This is a genomic window from Streptomyces cyaneofuscatus (assembly GCF_033109485.1).
Classification (GTDB): Bacteria; Actinomycetota; Actinomycetes; order Streptomycetales; family Streptomycetaceae; genus Streptomyces; species Streptomyces cyaneofuscatus.
In genome coordinates this window covers 3,318,331-3,334,775 of sequence record NZ_CP137002.1, presented here as the reverse complement: position 1 = coordinate 3,334,775, position 16,445 = coordinate 3,318,331, and the positions used below count along the sequence as shown (strand labels likewise).

The 16,445-nt window shown below is 73.1% G+C and carries 16 protein-coding genes and 1 tRNA gene; 9 read left to right on the top strand and 8 right to left on the bottom strand.

Features of this window, described 5'->3' with window-relative positions; all coding sequences use genetic code 11:
- Nucleotides 1–9 precede the first annotated feature (9 nt).
- Nucleotides 10–936: a cyclase family protein gene (locus R2B67_RS14400; RefSeq protein ID WP_317818297.1), complete on the bottom strand. Its 927-nt coding sequence runs from the start codon at nucleotides 934–936 to the stop codon at nucleotides 10–12.
- Between the two features lie 84 nt (nucleotides 937–1,020).
- Between R2B67_RS14400 and R2B67_RS14395 the strand changes: the two genes are divergently transcribed.
- The 3 genes from R2B67_RS14395 (at nucleotide 1,021) to R2B67_RS14385 (ending at nucleotide 4,241) form a co-directional block, all read left to right on the top strand.
- A complete protein-coding gene (locus R2B67_RS14395) occupies nucleotides 1,021–1,938 on the top strand; it encodes an SDR family oxidoreductase (RefSeq protein ID WP_317818296.1) in 918 nt (305 codons plus the stop codon).
- A 126-nt stretch (nucleotides 1,939–2,064) separates the two neighbouring features.
- Nucleotides 2,065–3,195 (top strand): acyl-CoA dehydrogenase family protein, encoded by a 1,131-nt coding sequence (locus tag R2B67_RS14390; protein WP_317818295.1) that lies wholly within the window; start codon nucleotides 2,065–2,067, stop codon nucleotides 3,193–3,195.
- Complete coding sequence (locus R2B67_RS14385) at nucleotides 3,192–4,241, top strand: Zn-dependent alcohol dehydrogenase (protein ID WP_317818294.1); 1,050 nt, start codon at nucleotides 3,192–3,194, stop codon at nucleotides 4,239–4,241. The genes R2B67_RS14390 and R2B67_RS14385 overlap by 4 nt, the downstream gene beginning before the upstream one ends.
- Nucleotide 4,242: 1 nt before the next feature.
- Here R2B67_RS14385 and R2B67_RS14380 read toward each other — a convergent pair whose 3' ends face one another.
- Nucleotides 4,243–4,881: an SRPBCC family protein gene (locus R2B67_RS14380; RefSeq protein ID WP_317818293.1), complete on the bottom strand. Its 639-nt coding sequence runs from the start codon at nucleotides 4,879–4,881 to the stop codon at nucleotides 4,243–4,245.
- A gap of 148 nt (nucleotides 4,882–5,029) precedes the next feature.
- On the opposite strand from R2B67_RS14380, the gene R2B67_RS14375 reads away from it, so the two are divergent.
- A complete protein-coding gene (locus R2B67_RS14375; RefSeq protein WP_317818292.1) occupies nucleotides 5,030–5,722 on the top strand; it encodes a TetR/AcrR family transcriptional regulator in 693 nt (230 codons plus the stop codon).
- 9 nt (nucleotides 5,723–5,731) lie between these two features.
- On the opposite strand, the gene R2B67_RS14370 is transcribed toward R2B67_RS14375, so the two are convergent.
- Nucleotides 5,732–6,724, bottom strand: coding sequence for a GlxA family transcriptional regulator (locus R2B67_RS14370; protein WP_018510755.1), 993 nt, complete (start codon nucleotides 6,722–6,724; stop codon nucleotides 5,732–5,734).
- Between the two features lie 126 nt (nucleotides 6,725–6,850).
- On the opposite strand from R2B67_RS14370, the gene R2B67_RS14365 reads away from it, so the two are divergent.
- A complete protein-coding gene (locus tag R2B67_RS14365) occupies nucleotides 6,851–8,167 on the top strand; it encodes an MFS transporter (RefSeq protein WP_317818290.1) in 1,317 nt (438 codons plus the stop codon).
- A 78-nt stretch (nucleotides 8,168–8,245) separates the two neighbouring features.
- On the opposite strand, the gene R2B67_RS14360 is transcribed toward R2B67_RS14365, so the two are convergent.
- A complete protein-coding gene (locus R2B67_RS14360; RefSeq protein ID WP_317818289.1) occupies nucleotides 8,246–8,533 on the bottom strand; it encodes a hypothetical protein in 288 nt (95 codons plus the stop codon).
- 244 nt (nucleotides 8,534–8,777) lie between these two features.
- On the opposite strand from R2B67_RS14360, the gene R2B67_RS14355 reads away from it, so the two are divergent.
- Complete coding sequence (locus tag R2B67_RS14355; protein WP_317818287.1) at nucleotides 8,778–10,100, top strand: MFS transporter; 1,323 nt, start codon at nucleotides 8,778–8,780, stop codon at nucleotides 10,098–10,100.
- Here the strand turns inward: R2B67_RS14355 and R2B67_RS14350 are convergent.
- Nucleotides 10,090–10,692, bottom strand: coding sequence for a flavin reductase family protein (locus R2B67_RS14350; protein ID WP_317818285.1), 603 nt, complete (start codon nucleotides 10,690–10,692; stop codon nucleotides 10,090–10,092). The genes R2B67_RS14355 and R2B67_RS14350 overlap by 11 nt on opposite strands.
- Nucleotides 10,693–10,770: 78 nt before the next feature.
- Nucleotides 10,771–11,355, bottom strand: a complete 585-nt coding sequence (locus R2B67_RS14345) for a CGNR zinc finger domain-containing protein (RefSeq protein ID WP_317818284.1) — start codon at nucleotides 11,353–11,355, stop codon at nucleotides 10,771–10,773.
- Nucleotides 11,356–11,531: 176 nt separating this feature from the next.
- On the opposite strand from R2B67_RS14345, the gene R2B67_RS14340 reads away from it, so the two are divergent.
- Nucleotides 11,532–11,987, top strand: a complete 456-nt coding sequence (locus R2B67_RS14340) for a VOC family protein (RefSeq protein WP_164237697.1) — start codon at nucleotides 11,532–11,534, stop codon at nucleotides 11,985–11,987.
- A 46-nt stretch (nucleotides 11,988–12,033) separates the two neighbouring features.
- A complete protein-coding gene (locus tag R2B67_RS14335; RefSeq protein ID WP_317818282.1) occupies nucleotides 12,034–12,972 on the top strand; it encodes a pyridoxamine 5'-phosphate oxidase family protein in 939 nt (312 codons plus the stop codon).
- Here the strand turns inward: R2B67_RS14335 and R2B67_RS14330 are convergent.
- Both R2B67_RS14330 and R2B67_RS14325 read right to left on the bottom strand, forming a co-directional pair.
- Nucleotides 12,969–13,844, bottom strand: coding sequence for an enoyl-CoA hydratase/isomerase family protein (locus R2B67_RS14330; protein ID WP_381073387.1), 876 nt, complete (start codon nucleotides 13,842–13,844; stop codon nucleotides 12,969–12,971). The genes R2B67_RS14335 and R2B67_RS14330 overlap by 4 nt on opposite strands.
- Nucleotides 13,835–16,063, bottom strand: a complete 2,229-nt coding sequence (locus R2B67_RS14325) for an acetate--CoA ligase family protein (protein WP_317818280.1) — start codon at nucleotides 16,061–16,063, stop codon at nucleotides 13,835–13,837. The genes R2B67_RS14330 and R2B67_RS14325 overlap by 10 nt, the downstream gene beginning before the upstream one ends.
- A 195-nt stretch (nucleotides 16,064–16,258) precedes the next feature.
- Here R2B67_RS14325 and R2B67_RS14320 point away from each other — a divergent pair.
- A tRNA-Met gene (locus R2B67_RS14320) sits at nucleotides 16,259–16,332 on the top strand.
- Nucleotides 16,333–16,445 lie beyond the last annotated feature (113 nt).

Sequence of the window (16,445 nt, the reverse complement as noted above, 5' to 3'; positions counted from 1 at the left end):
CTTACGGGATCACAGCACCGCGACCGGGGCGACCGGGGATCCGGTGGCCCCGGTGAACGGCTCCGGTGCGGCGGTGAGCAGGAAGGCGTACCGCCGCTCCTCCGCGCAGGCGGTGGAGAGCGCCTCCAGGTCCCAGTTCTGGCCCTGGAGCATCCCCATCTCGACGAGGTGGAGCGCGTGCACGGGCAGCCACAGGCCCTCGATCTCCGGCGGGATGATCTCGAAGGTCAGGGTGTCGTTGGCGACCGCCGCCACGTCCCGGGCGTGGAACCACTCGGGCGTGCGCACGGACAGGCCGGGCGACGGATAGCCGTACGCGTGCCGGTCCCCGGCCAGGACGACCTGCACCTGCCCTGTCCGTACGAGGACGACGTCCCCGGCCCGTACGCGTACGCCCCCGAACTCCTCCGCCGCGTCCAGGTCCTCCGGCGTGACGGCGTGCGCGTCGGCCAGCCGGTCCACGCCCCGGGCGCGCGCGACATCGAGCAGCACGCCCCGTGACACGACGTGCTCCACGGCGGCGATCGACGAGAACTGCGCGCCGGCGTGCGCCGTGATGGTGTCGGCAGGCCGCCCGTTGTAGATCCGGCCGCCGTGCGAGGCGTGGGTCAGGGCGTCCCAGTGGGTGGCTGCCTGGAGCCCCATGGTGACGGTGTCGTCGCTGGTGGCGACGGTCCCCGGGCCGAACATCTCCTGGTTGATCTGGACCATCGTGTGCAGCGGGTCGATCCGCCCCGGGATGAACCCGCTCTGCACGCCGCCGTGCCGGAGCGGCAGCGCGAGCGGTATCCGGTGACCGCTCCGGACGGCGGCGACGGCCTCCCGTACGACGGCGTCGGTGATCAGGTTGAGCGTCCCGCGCTCGTCGGCCTCGCCCCAGCGCCCCCAGTTGTTCACGCGCTTGGCGAGCTCGTGGAACTCGGCCGGCAGGGACATGGGGACCTCCTGGGTCTTGTGCCGGAGCATCTGACTGCCCGTAAAATCTAACGGTCCGTCAGAAACCGCGGGAAGGGGCCGGGCATGGGGAACTTCTTGGCAGGCAAGGTGGTCGCCGTCACGGGGGCCGGCCGGGGCATCGGACGGGCGGTCGCGCTCGCGGCGGCGGCGGAGGGGGCGCGGGTCGTCGTCAACGACTACGGCGTCTCGGTGGAGGGGTCCGAGCCCACCAGCGAGATCGCCCGGTCGGTCGTCAAGGAGATCGAGGAGGCGGGCGGGCAGGCGGTCGCGGTGGCCGACGACATCTCCACGATGGCGGGCGGGCAGCGGATCGTGGACACGGCGCTGGCGGAGTACGGGCGGCTCGACGGGGTCGTGTGCGTGGCCGGGATCCTGCGGGAGCGGATGCTGTTCAACATGTCCGAGGAGGAGTGGGACCCGGTCCTCGCGACGCACCTGAAGGGCACGTTCACGGTCTTCCGGGCCGCCTCGGCGGTGATGCGGAAGCAGGAGGGCGGGGGCACGCTGATCGGCTTCACCAGCGGCAACCACCAGGGGAGCGTGTCCCAGGCCAACTACAGCGCCGCGAAGGGCGGGATCATCTCGCTGGTCCGCAGCGCGGCGCTGGGTCTGCACCGGTACGGGGTGACGGCCAACGCGGTCGCTCCGGTGGCCCGGACCCGGATGTCGGCCGGGGTGCCGATGGAGCTCTCCGAGATCGGGGAGCCGGAGGATGTGGCGGCGCTGGTGGTCTACCTGCTGAGCGAGCGGGCGCGGGCGGAGAAGATCACCGGCCAGGTGTACACGATCGCGGGCCCCAAGATCGCGGTCTGGGCCCAGCCGAGGGAGCTGCGGGCGGGGTACGCGGAGGGGGTGCCGTGGACCCCGGAACGGATCGCGGAGTTCCTCCCGGGGACGGTGGGGACGGACCCGATGCCGATGCTGGCGCGGGTGGAGGAGATGGCGGCGGCGGCGCGCACGGGGGCGCGGCCGAACCAGTGACCGCCCTCGGAGGCTCCGCCCCCGAACCCCCGCTCCTCAAACGCCGGAGGGGCTGGAAAACCAAGCCCGTCCGGCGTTTGAGGACCGGGGGTCTGGGGGCGGAGCCCCCAGGAACAGGAGGCACTCATGGACTTTCGTACCGAGGTACGCGCCTGGCTGGACAGCCACCTCGCCGACACCCCCACCCCCGACCCCCGCGCGTGGGAACGCGAGCTGGGTCAGGCGGGGTGGATCGGCATCGGCTGGCCGGAGGACGGCGCCGGCGCGGGCTACGGCAACCGCCCCGCCCCCCTCACCCACCAGGTCATCTGGGCCGAGGAGTACGCCCGCTCCACCGCCCCACCCCGCATGGGCCACATCGGCGAGAACCTCCTCGCCCCCACCCTCATCGCGTACGGCACCGAGGAGCAGCGGCGCCGCCACCTGCCCCCCATCGCCCGCGGTGAGACCCTCTGGTGCCAGGGGTACAGCGAGCCGGGCGCCGGGTCCGACCTCGCCGGCATCCGGACCACCGCCACCCCTGACACCACCACCGGCGGCTACACCGTCACCGGCCAGAAGATCTGGACCTCCCTCGCGAGGGACGCCGACTGGTGCTTCGTCCTCGCCCGCACCGAGCCCGGCTCCACCCGCCACCACGGGCTCTCCTTCCTCCTCGTGGAGATGGACCAGCCGGGCAGGATCGAGGTGCGGCCGATCCGCCAGATCACGGGGACCAGCGAGTTCAACGAGGTCTTCTTCGACGGGGCCCGGGCCGCCGAGGCGGTCGGCGGCGAGGGCAACGGATGGGCCGTCGCCATGGGGCTGCTCGCCCTGGAGCGCGGCGTCTCGACCCTCGCCCAACAGATCGGTTTCGCCCAGGAGTTGGATCAGGTGATCGCCGCCGCTCGGGCGACCGGGGCCGCCGAGGACCCGGTGCTCCGAGCCCGGCTCGTACGCCAGTGGGCCGAGCTCGTCACCATGCGCCGCCACGCCCTCCGCACCCTCGGCACCCCCGGCGACCCGGGCGCCCCCAGCGTGGCCAAGCTCCTCTGGGGCGGCTGGCACCAGCGGCTCGGCGAGCTGGCGGTGGAGGTGAGGGGTGAGGCGGGGGCCGTCGGCCCACAGCCCTGGTCGCCGGAGCACCCGTACGAACTCAGCCCCGCACAGCACCTGTTCCTCTTCACCCGGGCCGACACCATCTACGGCGGCTCCGACGAGATCCAGCGGAACATCATCGCCGAGCGGGTGCTCGGCCTACCGAGGGAGCCGAGATGAGAGGCGTCGTCTTCGACGGCACACGGACCGAGGTCGTCGACGACCTGGAGATACGCGACCCCGGCCCCGGCGAGGTGCTCGTCGCGGTGGCCGCCGCCGGTCTCTGCCACAGCGACCTGTCCGTCATCGACGGCACGATCCCCTTCCCCGTCCCCGTCGTGCTCGGCCACGAGGGCGCGGGCGTGGTGGAGGCCGTCGGCCCCGGCGTCAGCCACGTACGGCCGGGTGATCATGTCGCCCTGTCCACCCTCGCCAACTGCGGGGCCTGCGCGGAGTGCGACCGGGGCAGGCCGACCATGTGCCGGAAGGCGATCGGGCGGCCCGGGCGGCCGTTCTCGCGCGGGGGCGAGAAGCTGTTCCAGTTCGCCTCCAACTCCGCTTTCGCCGAACGTACGTTGGTCCGCGCCGTGCAGGCGGTACGCATCCCCGCCGACCTCCCCCTCACCTCCGCCGCCCTGATCGGCTGCGGGGTCCTCACCGGCGTCGGGGCTGTCCTGAACCGGGCGAAGGTCGACCGGGGCGACACCGTCGTGGTCATCGGCACCGGCGGCATCGGCCTCAACGTGCTCCAGGGCGCCCGGCTGGCCGGTGCGCTCACCGTCGTCGCCGTCGACAGCAACCCGGCGAAGGAGATGGTGGCCCGGCAGTTCGGCGCCACGCACTTCCTGACGAGCGCCGAGGGGGTGCGCGACATCCTCCCCGACGGTGCCGACCACGCCTTCGAGTGCGTCGGCCGAACCGAGCTGATCCGGCAGGCGATCGACCTGCTGGACCGGCATGGCCAGGCCGTCCTGCTCGGCGTACCGGCGGCGAGCGCCGAGGCGTCGTTCACCGTCTCCTCGATGTACCTGGACAAGTCGATCCTCGGCTGCCGCTACGGCTCCTCGCGGCCGCAGCGCGACATCGCCCTGTACGCGGACCTGTACCGGGAGGGCCGGCTGCTGCTGGACGAACTGGTCACCGAGACCTACCCGGTGGAGGACTTCGCCAAGGCGGCCGACGACGCCCACCACGGGCGGGTGGCGCGGGGGGTGCTGGTCTTCTGAGTCAGCGGCGGGGGCAGGACCGGGCCTCGGCGGCCGTCTTCAGATCGGCCAGCCACGCGTCCAGCCCCTGCTGGAGGATCTCGGTCGCGTAGGGGACGTTCGCGTCGACCTGCTCCCCGGTGTGGGTCTCCTCGGTCCGCACGAGGACCCCGCCCCGGACCTTCGTGAAGTTCCAGACGTGGACGCCGTCGATGTGCAGCCCCTCGCCGACGGCCGGACCGGTCCAACGGATGCAGGAGTTGGGCTTCAGCTGCTTGACGGTGGACGTGATGTCCAGGCTGGTGGCGGGAGTCGCCGGGTTCGGCGGGATCGGGGTCGTCCACCGGAACGCCGAACCGGGGCGGAAGCGCCCGTGGTCGAGGCGGTCCACGCCCGTGACGTGGGCCTGCCAGTCCGGCCAGTGCTCCACGTCCGTCTGGAGCTTCCAGACGGTGGCCGGCGACGCGTCGATGACGGTCTCGGCCCGGGCCCGTACCAGGGCCCTCGCGTCGACGCCCTTGCCCTGGCAGGTGAGGGACGGGCCGGGGCGCGGGGTGGTGGCTCCGGCGTGCGCGGCGGCAGCGGTGGTGGTGGCCAGGACCCCGGCGACGACGAGCGGGACGGTGAAGAGCGCGGCGGCGCGCGTGCGGGTGCGGGACATGGGCGTCTCCTTCGACTGGAGCTAGAACCTCGTGTGTTCGTTAGAAGTTGTAACGCATCACGAACTGAAGGGTCAACAGGTTTCGTGATAGCTTCTAACGAAACTTTGAGTACGTAGCCTCATGGCCGGTCGGGGAAGGGGACACACCATGGCGAAGCCCGACGTAAAGTCCGGCGCCACGTCCGGCGCCACGTCCGACGCCGCGACCCCGCGCGAGCGTTACCGCGCCCAGGTCCGTAGGGAGATCAAGGGCCACGCCTGGGAGCAGATCGCCACGGCCGGTGCCTCCGCGCTCTCCCTCAACGCGATCGCCAAGCAGATGGGTGTGAGCGGCCCCGCGCTCTACCGCTACTTCGCCGGCCGCGACGAGCTGATCACCGAGCTCATCCGGGACGGCTACCGCAGCCTCGCCGACACCCTGCGTACGGCCGCCGCTGGTGGCGCCGACCTGTCAGGCCTGGCGCACGCGCTGCGCGGCTGGGCGCTGGAGGACCCGCACCGGTACTTCCTCCTGTACGGCACCCCGGTCCCCGGCTACCACGCGCCCGACGACACCACCGCCATCTCCTCCGAGATCATGGCGACCCTGCTCGACGCCTGCGCGGCGCTCACGCGGGAAGTCCCGGCTGACCCGTTCGCCGCCCACCTCGCCGAACACCGGGACTGGGCCGGTGACCACCCCGCCCCGCCCGCCGGCCTGCACCTGGCCATGAACTTCTGGACCCGGATGCACGGCGTCCTGTCCCTGGAGCTCGCCGGGCACTTCACCGGCATGCGCTTCGACCCGGCGCAGCTCTTCGCGGCCGAGCTGGACGACCTGCTGCGGCAGCGGAGCGCGTAACAGCCCTGCCTACGGAGTGTCCGCCGAGGCCCGGCGGAAGGTGCGGCGGTACACCGTCGGCGGCACGCCCAGCGCCGCTTGGAGGTGCTGGCGCAGGGAGGTCGCCGTGCCGAAACCCGCGTCGCGGGCCACCTGGTCGATCGACAGGTCCGAGGACTCCAGCAGATGGCGTGCTCGCTCCACCCGCTGCTGGGTCAGCCACTGGCCGGGGCTGATCCCCACCTCCTCCCGGAACCGGCGGGTGAAGGTCCGTACGCTCATCGACTCCTGCCGCGCCATGTCCCGCAGCAGGATCGGCCGGTCCAGCCGCCCCAGCGCCCATGCGCGGGCCGCGGTGGTGGTCGCGAACTGCGGTTCGGGAACGGGGCGGTGGATGTACTGGGCCTGCCCGCCGTCCCGGTGTGGAGGGACGACCGTGCGCCGGGCGATCTCGTTGGCGACGGCGGAGCCGTGGTCGCGGCGTACGAGGTGGAGGCAGAGGTCGATCCCGGCGGCGACCCCGGCCGAGGTGAGGACGTCGCCGTCGTCGATGAACAGGACGTCCGGGTCGACGCGGACCTGCGGGAAGAGCCGCTGGAAGTGGTCGGCGGAGGACCAGTGCGTGGTGGCCGGGCGGCCGTCCAGGTATCCGGCGGCGGCCAGGACGTAGCTGCCGGTGCAGATGGAGACCATACGGGTGCCCGGCCGGACCAGCGCGAGGGCGGCGGCCAGCTCCTCGGTGAGCCTGCCCTCCTCGAAGACCGGGCCCAGTTCGTAGGAGGCGGGGATGACCACGGTGTCGGCGGTGGCGAGCGCCTCGGGGCCGTGCTCCACCAGGATCGCGTAGTCGGAGTCGGTCCGGACGGGCCCCGGCGGGCGGATGGAGCAGGTCACGACCTCGTACAGCTTCCCGCCCTTGTTGCCCGGTGCGGGGTCCAGGGAGCGGCCGAAGATCCGGGCGGGGATGCCCAGCTCGAAGGGGAGCAGTCCGTCCAGGGCCAGGACGGCGACGCGGTGCGGCATGGCGGGCCTCCTCGAAACGCGCCGGCGGGCTCGGTGGGCTCGGCGGAACCCGCCGGAACCGGAATGCTTACCGGCTGAAACTCACTGGCTGGTATAGACCATGGGCTGGTACAGGTTAGCGACGTGATGGAGAAGCCGACAGAGACCGCGTCCATTCCCGACGCCTCGCGTGACACCCGCCCGCCCTCGCCCCCGCTCCCGCCCCTGCCCCTGACCTCGATCGGCAGCCGTGGCCCCGGCGGTTCCGGCGGGCTCTGGAACCGTAACTTCCGCTACTTCTTCGTGGCCCGTACGGTCGCGCTCTTCGGCGACGGCATGATCCCCGTCGCCCTCACCGCCGGGTTGCTGGGCGCGGGCCGTCCCGCCTCGTCCGTCGGGTTCGCGCTGGCCGCCTGGATGGGGCCACTGGCGGTGTTCGTCCTGTTCGGCGGGGTGCTCGCGGACCGGTTCACCCCGCGCCGCATGATGATCATCGCGGACGTGCTGCGGCTGGTCGGCGCCTCGGTGCTGGCCGTCACGTTCGCGCTGGGCAACCCGCCGCTCTGGTCGGTCTACGTCCTCAGCTCCGTCGCGGGCATCGGCGCCGCGCTCTTCCAGCCCGGCGTCGCCTCGACCGTGCCCCGGGTCTCCACCGACGTCCAGCGCGCCAACGCCGTCCTGCGGGTCTCCGAGGCGCTGATGACCATGGCGGGCCCGGCCTTCGCGGGCGTGCTCGTCGGCCTCGCGAGCGCCGGGGCCGTGTACGCGGCGAACGCGGCCACCTTCGCCGTCTCCGGCGCCTGCCTCTTCCTGATGCGCCTGGCCCCCGCCCCGCACGACGACGCGGTACGCGGCACGTTCACCGCCGAACTCGTCGACGGCTGGCGGGAGTTCCGCGCCCGCTCCTGGCTCTGGGGCGTGATCGCCGTCTGGACCGTCTACGGCTTCGCGGTCCTCGGCCCGATCCTCCCGCTCACCGCCGTCCTGGTGACCGAGGCCCACGGCTCGGGGGCGTACGGCATGCTGATGGCGGTCAACGGGGCGGGCAGCGTCGTCGGCGGGCTCATGGCTCTGCGGCTGCGGCCCTCCCACCCGCTCGCGGCGGGCGCGATCGCGCTGCCCCTGGTTGCGGTGAGCCTGGTGGTGCTGGCCCTCGGGATGCCGCTGCCGGTGCTGGCGGCCGGGCAGTTGGCGGCGGGGGCGGGAGCCGCCTTCTGGCTGGTCATGTGGTCCACCACCGTGCAGACGCACGTCCCGCCGGAGGCCCTGAACCGGCTGCACGCCTACGATGTGGCCGGTTCGCTCCTGATGGTCGCGGCGGGCCGCGCCCTGGCCGGCCCGGTCGCCGAGGCGGTGGGCGCACCGGAGCTGCTGGTGGTGGCGGCCGTGGTCAACATGGGGGTGGTGGCGGTGCTGCTGGTGGCCCGGCCGATCCGGCAGCTGAAGAGGAGGGGGCTCGGGTGAGGGCCCTGCCGCCGAGCGCGGACCTGTTCTCGTACGCGGCGGCGGCCTGGGGCGATCGCGCGGGGGCCCGGAGGCGCGCTAGGCCGACTTCCTCTGCCGCGCCTCGGCCCGCTGCATCTCGATGATCTCCAGGACGTGGGCGGTGGCCTGCCGGCGGACCGTCCCGGCCACGAACAGTGCCACGCCCAGCACCGAGACCGGAGCCGAGATCGCCAGGAGCGTCAGCTGCCCGGGCCAGGCCTCGATCAGGTCGCAGTTCTGGGTCTCCCCGTAGCAGGACGCGTCCGACTGCTCCACCAGCACGAACGCCAGCCGCACCCACAACGCGCAGGCGGCGAGCAGCAGAACGGCCCCCCAGGTCTGCATCGACGTCGATGTGCGATGGAACTGCTGACGTGCGACCCACTGCATGAGATCCCCCGGATCCGTTGCGCTGCGTACGAGGCGCCCGGCCGGACGGCCGCGCGCGCTGACCGACGGCGATGGTACGTGCAGGGGGCACCGGACTCGGGCGCCGGGCTGCGGCTGGGGGCTGAGCGTTGCGCACGGGTGGCCCGATTCCTGCGAACCATGTCCTCCCGGCCACTCGTGGGCGAACGCGCAGGCCAAGATGCTGGTCCACGTGACCGAGACCATCGAAAGCGCCGCCCGGGACGACGACCGGCGGCAGGCGCGCCCTCGCCGCCCCCGCGTCCACCGGGCGTGGATCGTCGCCGCCGTCACCTTCGTGACGATCATCGGCGGCGCGGCCTTCAACTCCCTGCCCGGCCTGCTCATCGACCCGCTCCACACCGAATTCGGGTGGTCGCGCGGGGAGATCGGGCTCGCGGTCTCCATCGACATGGCGCTGTACGGCCTGACCGCGCCGTTCGCCGCCGCGCTGATGGACCGGTTCGGCATCCGGCGGGTCGTGGCGGCCGCGCTGACCCTGGTGGCGGCCGGGGCGCTCGCCAGTGTCTGGATGACGGCCTCCTGGCAGCTGATGATCTACTGGGGGCTGCTCGTCGGCCTCGGCACCGGGTCCATGGCGCTGGCGTTCGCCGCGACCGTCACCAACCGCTGGTTCGTCGCCCGCCGGGGCCTGGTCACCGGCATCCTCACCGCGGCCGGCGCCTCCGGGCAGCTCGTCTTCCTCCCGCTCTGCGCCTGGATCGTCGACGAGCACGGCTGGCGGCCCGCCTCCGTCACCGTCGCCCTGGCGGCCCTGGTCGTCGTCCCGTTCGTCTGGCTCCTGATGCGCGACCACCCGGCCGATGTGGGGCTCGCCCCGTACGGCGGTGTGTACGTCGCGAAGCCCGCCCCCGCCCGGGGCGCCGCGCGCCGCACGGTGTCGGTGCTGTTCAAGGCCGCGCGCACCGGCCCGTTCTGGCTGCTGGCGGGCACCTTCGCGATTTGCGGGGCCTCCACCAACGGCCTGATCCGCACCCACTTCGTCCCCTCCGCCCACGACCACGGCATGCCGATCACGGCCGCCGCCTCGCTGCTCGCGGTGATCGGGGTTTTCGACGTCATCGGGACGATCTTCTCGGGCTGGCTCACCGACCGTTTCGACGCCCGCCGCCTGCTCGCCGTCTACTACGCGCTGCGCGGGATCTCCCTGCTCTTCCTCCCGATGCTGATGGCGCCCGACGTGCGGCCGCCGATGGTCTTCTTCATCGTGTTCTACGGCCTCGACTGGGTCGCCACGGTCCCGCCGACGCTGGCGCTCTGCCGGGAGCAGTACGGCGAGGACAGCGCGATCGTCTTCGGCTGGGTGCTGGCCTCGCACCAGGTGGGCGCGGCGGTCGTGGCGTTCCTCGGCGGGGTCGCGCGGGACGTCTTCGGCAGTTACGACGTGGTCTGGTATGCGTCGGGGGCGCTGTGCGCGGTGGCCGCGCTGATGTCGCTGGTGATCCGGCGGGCGAGAGCGGCTTCGGGGGCCGCTAGCAGCTGAACCGGCCGAACACGCCCCGGTGGAACAGCAGCGGCTCGCCCTCCGCCGCCGCCCCCAGCGCCTCCACCCTGCCGACCACGATGAGGTGGTCCCCGCCGGTGTGGACGGCGTGGACGCGGCAGTCCACCCAGGCCGGTACGGAGTCGAGCAGTGGTGACCCGGTCGCCGGGGCGTCCTCGTACGCGACCCCCGCGAACTTGTCCGCCCCGCTCACCGCGAACCCCCGGCAGAGCGCGCCCTGCCCGGCCCCCAGGATGTTGACGCAGAAGGCCCCGGCGCGGGCGATGCGCGGCCAGGTCGTCGACGTACGGGCGACCATGAAGGCGACCAGCGGCGGGTCCAGCGAGAGCGAGGCGAAGGACTGGCAGGCGAAGCCGGCCGGCCCGTCCGCGTCGCGCGCGGTGACCACGGTGACGCCACTGGCGAAGTGGCCCAGTACGCGCCGGAATTCGCCCGGGTCGACCGGGAGCCGCTCGTCGTCCCGGACGGCCCTGAGGTCGGGCCGGGGCAGCGCCTCCAGCGGCGCCGGCGGCTGCTCTGCTGTCGTGGCGGCGCCGACGGACCTGAGGTACCGGACGGCGGTGGCGGCCATGCCTGCGTGTCCCATCACCCGGCCATTAGAGCTGACGCATCGTCAGATGTGAACCCGCGTGCGGCGGATGTGCCCGCTTCACGCGCCGGCGCGGCGCGCGTAGTGGCGTTGCGCCTTCGCGCGGTTGCCGCAGCCGGCCATCGAGCACCAGCGGCGGGTCCCGTTCTTGGAGGTGTCGTAGAAGTGCAGGACGCACGCGTCGTTGGCGCACGGGCGGATGCGGTCGGGCCGGTCGGCCACCAGGTGGAGCCAGTTGTCGGCCGCGTACCAGGCGGGCCCCCAGGCCGCCTCGTCCAGCTCCACCGCCGACTCCGGCAGCCCGTCGGCCCCCAGGGTGCGGCGGATGCGCCCGTGGGAGAGCACCTCGTTGAGCGCCGCGGCGGTGGCGGGCGCGGCCTGCTCCCGCCGGGCGGCGGACGCGGCCAGCGCTTCGAGCGCCGTACGGGTCTCCAGCAGCCGGTCCAGGGTGGCGCGGCCGACGGGCAGGGCGAGGGCGGCCGTGTGGGTGCGTACCGGCTCGCTGTTCAGCCAGATCGCCAGGCCGTCTTCGGATTCCAGCAGGTCGCGCGGGCCCTCCGCGCCGATCCAGCGGGTGTTGAGCAGGTCCAGCGCGAGCGGTTCGCCGGTCAGCGGCCGGGGGTCGGGCCCCGGGGGGTTCGGCACGGGTGCGGGTCCTTCCGTCGCGAGGAGTGCGCCTAGGTGCGTCCCCAGGTGTGCTCTCCATTCTAACCGGACAAGGGGATTTCACCGGTTGACGGTCCCGGTTCTAACCTTTAAATTCGGTTTTACTGGTTGCGAGGTGGCCTCGCGGCCCCGACCGAAAGCGTGGGGACCGATCCATGAGCAAGGCGAAGAACCTGCAGACCGGCCACATCGGCCTCAACGTCACCGACCTGGACCGTTCGATCGCCTTCTACCGCGAGGTCTTCGACTTCGAGCTGTTGGGCGAGGGCAAGGACGGCGACCGCCGCTGGGCCTTCCTCGGGCGGGACTCCCGGCTCGTGGTGACCCTGTGGCAGCAGAGCGAGGGCACGTTCGCCCCCGCGCTGCCCGGCCTGCACCACCTCTCCTTCCAGGTCGACACCGTCGAGGAGATCCGGGCCACCGAGGAGGTGCTGCGCTCGCTCGGCGCCACGTTCGCCTACGACGGGGTCGTGCCGCACGGGGAGACCGGCACCTCGGGCGGCATCTTCTTCACCGACCCCGACGGCATCCGCCTGGAGATCTACGCCTCCACCGGGGCCGACCCGGCCGACGCTCCGACCTCCAACGCTCCCACCTGCGGTTTCTTCTAGGCGCAGCCAGGGACGACCGCTTGCACTCCCGGCGAAAGGCAGAACCATGGGCGGCTACCACCGCGGCGAGAGGGCCGTGCAGGAACGGGCGGGCTTCGCCCGTCGGGCCGGACAGGCGCGGGGCGCCATCGGCAACACCGTCCCCGACGTGGCGGTGGCCTTCCTCGCCCGGCAGCCCCACCTGGTGGCGGGGGCCACGGACGAGCGGGGCCGGATCTGGGCGACCCAGCTCACCGGGGAGCCGGGCTTCCTGACCGTGCCCGGGCCGCACACCCTGAGGATCGGGGCGCTGCCCCCACCGGAGGACCCGCTGGCCCCACTCCTGACCGGGGCCGGAAGCGGATCGGGCTCCGGGCCCGTCCCCGTCGGCCTGATCGGCATCGAACCGGCCACCCGGCGCCGGATGCGGATGAACGGCCGGGCGGTCCGCGACGGCGACGGGCTGCGCGTCGAGCTCGACCAGGTCATCTCCAACTGCCCCAAGTACATCCAGAAACGCGACCACCACCACCCGGCTGCCTCAACTCCGCTGCCCCGTAAGGCCGTCGACAGTACGGAGCTGAGCCCCGCGCAGCAGCGGACGCTCCGGGCCGCCGACACCTTCTTCGTCGCCACCGCCTCCGACCGGGGTGACGCCGACGCCTCGCACCGGGGCGGCAACCCCGGCTTCGTCCAGGTGCTCTCGCCCCGGCTCCTGCGCTGGCCCGACTACGCGGGCAACGCCATGTTCCTCACCCTCGGCAACCTCGAACTCAACCCGGCCGCCGGTCTCTTCGTCCCCGGCTGGGAGACCGGCACCTCCCTGCACCTGACCGGCTCGGCCCGCACGGTGTGGGACGAGGAGGAGGCGGCCCGGACTCCCGGGGCGCAGCGGCTGGTGGAGTTCGCGATCACCGCCGTACGGGAAGTGGCGTCGGCCTCCCCGCTGCGCTGGTCCGCGCCCGCCTACTCCCGCTTCAACCCGCCGACGGCCGGCCATCCCTAGTGCCCCCGGTACTCCGGAGTCCGCCGCTCCACGAACGAGGCGACCCCCTCGTTCGCGTCCCGCGTCGTCATGTTGATCTCCTGGGCGGCCGCCTCCGCCGCGAACGCCGTGGCCCGGTCGGCGGTGAACGAGTCGTTCACGAGCTGCTTGGTCAGCGCGATGGCCCGGGTGGGCCCGCCGGCCAGCCGCCCGGCCCACGCGGCGGCGAGACCGGCCAACTCCGCTTCCGGAACCGCCCGGTTGACCAGCCCCATCCGTTCCGCGTCCGCCGCCGTCAGGGCGTCCCCGAAGAACATCAGCTCCTTCGCTCGCTGCGGCCCCACCAGCCGGGGCAGCAGATAGGCGCCGCCGCCGTCCGGGACGAGTCCACGGCGTACGAAGACCTCGATGAACCGTGCCGTGTCGGCCGCCAGGACCAGATCGCAGGCGAACGCCAGATGCGCGCCGATCCCGGCGGCGGTCCCGTTCACGGCGGCGATCACCGGCTTCTCGCAGTCCAGCACGGCGGCGATGAGCCGTTGCGCGCCGAGCCGGATGGTCCGGGCGACATCCCCGGGGACCCGCTCGCGGGCCTGGGCCGGGGCGCCGCGCAGGTCGGCACCCGCGCAGAAGCCGCGCCCGGTGGCGGTGAGCACGACGGCCCGTACGGCGGGGTCGGCGGAGGCGTCGGCGAGCAGGGCGATGACCCGCTCACGCTGCTCCCAGGTGACGGCGTTCATGGCCTCGGGCCGGTTGAGGGTGATCCAGGAGACGCCGTCGGGGGTGATGCGGTGGAGGACGGTGGACTCGGCGGAGGCGGGGGTTTCGGGCAGTGGTTCGGTGGACGCGACGGAGGCGGGCGCTTCCGGCAGTGGCTCCGCGCTCACCGGCACACCGCCAGCGCGTCCAGCGCCACCGCGCCCTGCCCGCGCCCCAGCACCACCAGCGGGTTGATGTCCAGCTCGGTCAGGTCGTCGCCCAGCTCCAGGGCCATGCGCTGCACCCGCAGCACCACCTCCACCAGCGCGTCCACATCGACGGGCGCCCCGCCGCGTACGCCCGCCAGCAGGGCCCGGCCGCGCAGCTCGCCGAGCATGTCCCGCGCCTCCTTCTCGCCGAAGGGGGGCACCCGTACCGCCGTGTCGTGCAGCACCTCCACCAGGACCCCGCCGAGCCCGACCGTGACGGTCGGTCCGAAGAGGGCGTCGTGGGTGACGCCGACCATCATCTCGACGCCCCGGTCGATCATCTGGCAGACCAGGATGCCGTCCAGGTCGACGGATTCGAAGCGGGCGATGTCGGTCAACTCGCGGTACGCATCGCGCACTTGGCTGGCTGAGGTGAGGCCCACCTTCACCAGGCCCAGCTCCGTCTTGTGGGCGAGGTGGGGCCCGGAGGCCTTCATCACGACGGGGTAGCCGACCGGCCCGGCCGCCCGGACGGCGCCCGCCGCGCTCGTCACCAGCTGCTCGCGCGGCACCCGGATCCCGTACGCGCGCAGGAGTTGCTTCGCCGCGTGCTCGCTGAGCTGCTGCCCCGGGCGCATCAGGCCCCGCGCCTTGCGGAAGGAGGGGGAGGGGGTGCGGGGGGCCTCGTCGAAGGGGGAGCGGTAGCCGGAGGCGAAGCGGTGGTGGTCCAGGTAGGCCTTCACGGCGGTGACGCAGTTGGAGAACGTACGGAAGGTGGCGACGCGGGACGAGCCGAGGAGCGTGGTGCGGTAGGCGTCCTCGGTACCCACGGGGGAGCCCCAGATCACGCAGACCAGCTTGTCGGTGGCCTCGGCCGCGTCCACGAGGTCCTGGGCGAGGCGGTCGCTCATGGGCGGGAACGGGCCGGTGATCGGACAGATCAGGACCCCCACGGAGGGATCGGCGAGGACCGCGTCGATGATCTTCCGGCCGCGGTGGTCGCCCACCGGGTGGCCGCCGTTGTCGATGGGGTTGGCCACGTTGAGGTAGCCGGGTATCCACGTGTGCAGCTCGTCCTGCTTGGCGGGGGAGAGGGCAGGCAGGACGAGCCCGGCGGCCGTGGCCAGGTCGGCGAAGTGGGCGCCGGTGCCGCCGGAGATGGAGTACACGGCGACGCCCTCGGCCTGCGGCGGCCGGGCCCGGGCCAACAGGGCTGCGGTGTCCTGGAGTTCGTCGAGGCCGTCCACCCGGACCACCCCGAACTGCCGCATCGCCGCGTCCACCACCTGGTCCGCCCCGGTCAGCTTCCCGGTGTGCGAGGCGGCGGCCTCGGCCCCTGCCTCCGTGCGCCCCACCTTCACCGCCACCACCGGCACCCCCGCGCGGGCGGCCCGGTCGGCGGCGAGCAGGAAGGAGCGGCCGTCCTTGAGACCCTCCACGTAACAGGCGATGGCCCCCACCTCGGGTCGCTGCGCGAAGTACGCGAGGAAGTCGGCGGTCTCCAGATCGGCCTCGTTGCCCGTGGGCGCCCAGTGCGAGAGCCGGATGCCCAGCTCCTGGAGGGCGTAGACGGGGCGGCCCTGGTGACCGGACTGGGTGATGAGGGCGATGGCGGGGCCCTCCAGGTCGTCCCGGAACTCCTCGAAGGCGTTCAGGTTGGTGTTCGGCCCGAGCAGCCGTACGCCGGACCGCTCCACGGCCGCCGCCAGCCGGGCCTGTGCCACCGCGCCCGCCTCCCCGGTCTCGGCGAACCCGGAGGCGAAGGCCACGGCGAAGGGGACCTTGGCCTCCGCCAGCTCCTCGATCACCGGGAGCGGGTCGGCGACCAGCAGGACCGCCAGGTCGACGGGTTCGGGCAGGGCGGCGACCGAGGGGACGCAGGGCCGCCCGAAGACGGCGTCCCGGGCCGGGTGCACGGGGTGCAGCCGCGCCCCGACGCGCTCGGCCCAGGCGATGAGCTGCCGGGTGATGCCGGTGTTGGGGCGCCCCTCGGTGTCGGAGGCGCCGACGACGGCCACGGAGCGCGGCCGGAAGAAGCGGTCCAGGTCGGGCACGGCCAGGTGCAGCGGCCGGCCGCTGACATCGAGCCCGCCCTGCCGGGTGGCGGTGGGCAGGCTGACGACGGAGGCGTGCGGCTCCTCGCCGCAGGCCACCACCCGGGCGCGGAAGTCGGTGGTGAGGGTGCCGTGAGTCGATCCAAGCATCGTTCCGCCACTCCTGCTCGATGGTCCTGCGCGATGGTCATGCGGTTGGCTGACGCTCTGTCAGGTTACTGAACTGACGGCCCGTCAGGAATGGTCGTGCAGGCAAAGGCTCCGGGCGGCCTCCGGGCGGCCCCGGGCGGCGGCTTGCCGCTGGTCACGGCGGGGTGCGAAGTGGCGTAGGGTTGGGTTCACCGACGCGGGGTGGAGCAGCTCGGTAGCTCGCTGGGCTCATAACCCAGAGGTCGCAGGTTCAAATCCTGTCCCCGCTACTGATGGAATACGTCTGAGGCCCGGATCCCCTGGATCCGGGCCTCAGACGTTTCTCCCGGGCCTCAGGTGTTTCCGGGCGGCCGGCCGGACGGTCGGACATCCCTCCCGGACG